6 protein-coding genes are annotated in these 4,019 nt (G+C 63.4%); 2 read left to right on the top strand and 4 right to left on the bottom strand.

What is annotated here, in order from left to right; translation table 11 throughout:
- The 3 genes from RIF85_RS14945 to fdxA form a co-directional block, all read right to left on the bottom strand.
- Positions 1-1,166 (bottom strand): citrate synthase (locus RIF85_RS14945; protein WP_309072694.1); only part of this gene is annotated, 1,166 nt, incomplete at its 3' end.
- Positions 1,167-1,297: 131 nt separating this feature from the next.
- Positions 1,298-2,437 carry a succinyldiaminopimelate transaminase gene (gene dapC, locus RIF85_RS14940; RefSeq protein WP_309072693.1) on the bottom strand — a complete coding sequence of 380 codons (1,140 nt, stop codon included), beginning with the start codon at positions 2,435-2,437 and terminating at the stop codon, positions 1,298-1,300.
- A 7-nt stretch (positions 2,438-2,444) separates the two neighbouring features.
- Positions 2,445-2,771 carry a ferredoxin gene (gene fdxA, locus RIF85_RS14935; RefSeq protein WP_309072692.1) on the bottom strand — a complete coding sequence of 109 codons (327 nt, stop codon included), beginning with the start codon at positions 2,769-2,771 and terminating at the stop codon, positions 2,445-2,447.
- A gap of 122 nt (positions 2,772-2,893) precedes the next feature.
- Here fdxA and RIF85_RS14930 point away from each other — a divergent pair, with 122 nt between their 5' ends.
- Both RIF85_RS14930 and RIF85_RS14925 read left to right on the top strand, forming a co-directional pair.
- Positions 2,894-3,136: a hypothetical protein gene (locus RIF85_RS14930; protein ID WP_309072691.1), complete on the top strand. Its 243-nt coding sequence runs from the start codon at positions 2,894-2,896 to the stop codon at positions 3,134-3,136.
- Positions 3,137-3,202: 66 nt separating this feature from the next.
- A complete protein-coding gene (locus RIF85_RS14925) occupies positions 3,203-3,697 on the top strand; it encodes a winged helix-turn-helix domain-containing protein (RefSeq protein WP_309072690.1) in 495 nt (164 codons plus the stop codon).
- A 13-nt stretch (positions 3,698-3,710) separates the two neighbouring features.
- Here the strand turns inward: RIF85_RS14925 and RIF85_RS14920 are convergent.
- Positions 3,711-4,019: hypothetical protein (locus tag RIF85_RS14920; RefSeq protein ID WP_309072689.1), on the bottom strand; the 309-nt coding region annotated here is incomplete at its 5' end.

Here is a 4,019-nt window from a genome sequence, read left to right as displayed (position 1 = left end):
CCGATGGCGAAAAGCACCGTGAACATCTTCTCGGGGAAACCCATCGCCTTGTAGATGAGACCGGTGTAGAAATCCACGTTCGGGTAGAGCTTGCGCTCGATGAAGTAGTCATCGGCGAGGGCCTTCTCTTCGAGGCGCATGGCGATGTCCAGCAGCTCGTCATTGCCGCCGAGCTTGGAGAGGATGTCGTGCGCTGTTGCCTTGACGATCTTGGCGCGAGGGTCGTAATTCTTGTAGACGCGGTGCCCGAAGCCCATGAGCTTCACGCCGTCTTCCTTCTTCTTCACCTTTTCCATGAAGTCCTCGGGCTGCATGCCTGTTGCCTGGATCTGGCGGAGCATGTTGAGCACGGCCTCGTTGGCACCGCCGTGCAGCGGGCCGAAGAGTGCGTTGATGCCTGCGGAGATGGAAGCGAACATGTTCGCATTCGAACTGCCCACAAGGCGGACGGTGGAGGTCGAACAGTTCTGCTCGTGGTCCGCGTGGAGGATGAGGAGCAGGTCGAGTGCCTTCACCATCGTGGGGTCGAGGTCATAGGGCTCGGCAGGGAGACCGAAGCACAGTCGCATGAAGTTCTCCACGAGGTTCATGGAGTTGTCCGGATACAGCATCGGCTGGCCGATCGACTTCTTGTGCGCGTACGCGGCGATCACCGGGAGCTTCGCCATGAGGCGGAAAGTGGATAGTTCCACCTGTTCGTCGTCGAACGGGTCCAGCGAGTCCTGATAGAACGTCGACAGAGCGGAAACAGCGGAGGACAGCACCGGCATGGGGTGGGCGTCACGGGGGAAGCCTCCGAAGAAGCCCTTGAGCTCCTCGTGCAGGAGCGTGTGACGGCGGATGCGCTGATCGAAGGCATCGAGTTCAGTAGGGGTCGGCAGTTCGCCGTAGATGAGCAGGTACGAGACCTCGAGGAAGCTGGAGTGCTCTGCCAGCTGGTCGATCGGGTAACCGCGGTAGCGCAGGATTCCCTGGTCGCCGTCGATGTAGGTGATCGCTGAGGTGGTGGCCGCTGTGTTCATGAAGCCGGGGTCGAACGTGACGGAACCGGTCTGCTTGAGAAGCTTAGAGACGTCGTACCCGTGGTTGCCTTCCGCCGCTGAAATCAGCGGGAGGCTGAGGCTTCCTCCGTCATACTGGAGTGAGGCTCCGTTGTGCTCAGTCATTGACTCTCCTTGTGGAGCTTATGGAAAAGCATGCGTGTGGGCTGGATCAGCCTAGTCAGCTAAAACGCTACCGGCACACACGCCTTCAGCACTAATCCGTTTGGCCGTTGTTGTGCAATAGCAACATGCACTCAGGCACTCAGCCGTGTAGCGGCAGCGCGCACCCGCTCATCCGAACCCGTCAACGCGACGCGGACGAATCCGTTCCCTGCTTCGCCGTAGAAGGTGCCCGGTCCGACGATGATTCCAAGCTCCGCGAACCGCTTCACAGTGATCCAGGTGTCCTCGCCCGCCGTGGCCCAGAGGTAAAGACCGGCGTCGGAAGAATGGATGGTCAGGCCAAAAGCTTCGAGGGCGGGGATCAGCTGCTCCCGGCGCGCCCGGTAGAGATCTTTCTGGGCAGCAACATGCGCGTCGTCCGACAGCGCTGCGCGCATGGCTTCCTGAACCGGGAAGGGCACGATCATGCCCGCGTGCTTGCGCGAATTGATCAAATTCGCCAGCACCTTGCTGTCGCCGGCTGCGAAGGCAGCGCGGTAACCCGCAACGTTTGACTGCTTGCTGAGCGAATAGACGGACAACAACAGGTCCGAGGATCCGCCGCTGACCCGCGCATCGAGGATGCTGGGCACCGGCTGGCCTCCCGTCGCCGGATCCCAAATGCCCCACCCCAGTTCGGCGTAACACTCGTCCGAGGCCACCATGGCCCCCAGACTGCGGGCTTCGTCGACGATTGCCCGCAGCGCCTCCACATCGTGGACCGCGCCGGTGGGGTTGGACGGTGAGTTGACCCAGACAAGACGGACCCGGGCACGGGTGTCGGCGTCGAGCTCGGCCAACGAATCCGCAGCGACAGGAGTGGCGCCGGCAAAGTGCGCGCCCATGTCGTACGTGGGGTAGGCCACCGTGGGGCGCACGACGACGTCGCCGGCTCCCAGCCCGAGCAGCGTGGGCAGCCACGCGACGAGTTCCTTGGACCCCACCGTGGGCAGAATGTCAGCAGGATCCAGGCCCACAACATTACGACGACGGCGGTACCACTCGCTGATCGCTTCCCTCAGCTCCACAGTGCCGTGCGTCGTGGGGTACCCAGGAGCGTTCGCGGCGTCCCGGAGTGCACGCTGGACAACGTCCGGCGTGGGGTCCACAGGGGTGCCGATGGAAAGATTGACGGCGCCGTCGGGATGCTGCCGGGCTTCCTCCACATAAGGCGCCATAGCGTCCCACGGGTAATCCGGCAGGTTGAGCCCGAAGGACCGCTCGAGAGTCACTCTGCTGTCACGCTTCTTGGTTCTGCGGCGGCAGGGCGGCGATCATCGGGTGGTCCTTCCCGGTGTTGCCGAGCTTGGCGGCACCGCCCGGAGAACCCAGGTCATCGAAGAACTCCACATTGGCCTTGTAGTAATCGGCCCACTCCTCCGGGGTGTCGTCCTCGTAGTAGATGGCCTCCACCGGGCAGACCGGCTCGCACGCCCCACAGTCCACGCACTCATCCGGGTGGATGTACAACGAACGCTCGCCTTCATAGATGCAGTCGACCGGGCATTCCTCAATGCAGGCCTTGTCTTTCACATCCACGCACGGCTGTGCGATTACGTAGGTCACGTCCCACGCCTTCCCTAGGATTCTGGTGCCGGTACCGGCTCTTCGTCGCTGTTCAAGCTTAACGCAACGGTCGAAGGGTTCGGCATCGACCGGCGCCCGCCGTAATATGACACGCTATGGCCATGACGAACCCCGCCGCAGACCGGTTGGCCGCACTGCCGCTCGGCACCCGCGTGGTGGTCAGATACCGGATCGAGGGCGGGCTCACCGACGCGCTTGGCGAGCTGACCGGAAGGGATGAGGCATCCTGCACCGTCGCGACCAGGCGGGGCGACGTCGTCGTGCCTCTCGACGCGGTCACCGCAGCGAAGCCGGTGCCCCCGCCTCCCCCGCGGCGGGATCCACGTACCGCCCTGCACGGATGACGTCTCGGACTCCACGCGATTGACTAAGTTCAATCGCTACACGCCTGCTGACGTATGCTTTTGGACATGGAAACAGATGAGGACGTCCAGGCACGCGGCAGGGCGCTGAGCTCCCCCGTTCGGCTCAGGATCCTCCGGCTGTGCCTGCACAAGGCCCGCACCAACAAGGAAATCGCCGAGGTGCTGGAATTGAATCCCGCCACGGCCTTGCACCATGTACGTACCCTCCTTGCAACAGGATTCCTTCGGGCGGAGGAGCCACGATCAGGCAATCGGGGGGCCAAGGAAATCCCCTATCGGGCTACCGGGTTGTCCTGGGGAAGCAGGATGCCCAACGCCGCTCCGGTCCTCGTGGAGACCTTTTTGCAGGAGATCGACGGCCTGAGCCCGTCAGAGATCGACGTCTGGCGCTTGGGGGTGCGGCTCAATGACACGCACCGCGCCGAAATGATGGAGAAGATCCGCACCGTCTTCGAGGAGTATGCCCGACGCGGAGCGGATGAGGACGGCACAGCCACCTCCATCATGCTGGCCCACCACCTGGACCGGAGCGCCGACTGAACCGGCAGTCGAATCAGCGCCGCCGGGTTGGTCGCAGGACCCACCAGGACACCGCCACGGCAATCACCGTCCCAACCGCCAGACCGACTACCCAGACATAACCGGCAAGCGAAACCGGCGGCTGCGCACCTTCGAGTTCAACGCCCGCAGCAATGAGGCTGCCCGCAGAGAATGACGCGGCAAGGCCCACCAGGATGTACGCCACTGCTCCCGTGAGGCCGGCAAGAAGAACATTGCGGCCGGACACCGCCACGAAGACGGCCAGACTGACCGCAAGCACGATCGCCGCCAGCGCCCCGACGGGCAGTCCCATGCCGCCCAG

Source organism: Arthrobacter sp., from assembly GCF_031179385.1.
Lineage (GTDB): Bacteria > Actinomycetota > Actinomycetes > Actinomycetales > Micrococcaceae > Arthrobacter_D.
The sequence above is the reverse complement of the archived record's forward strand: the minus strand, read 5'-3'. Positions and strand labels throughout refer to the sequence as shown.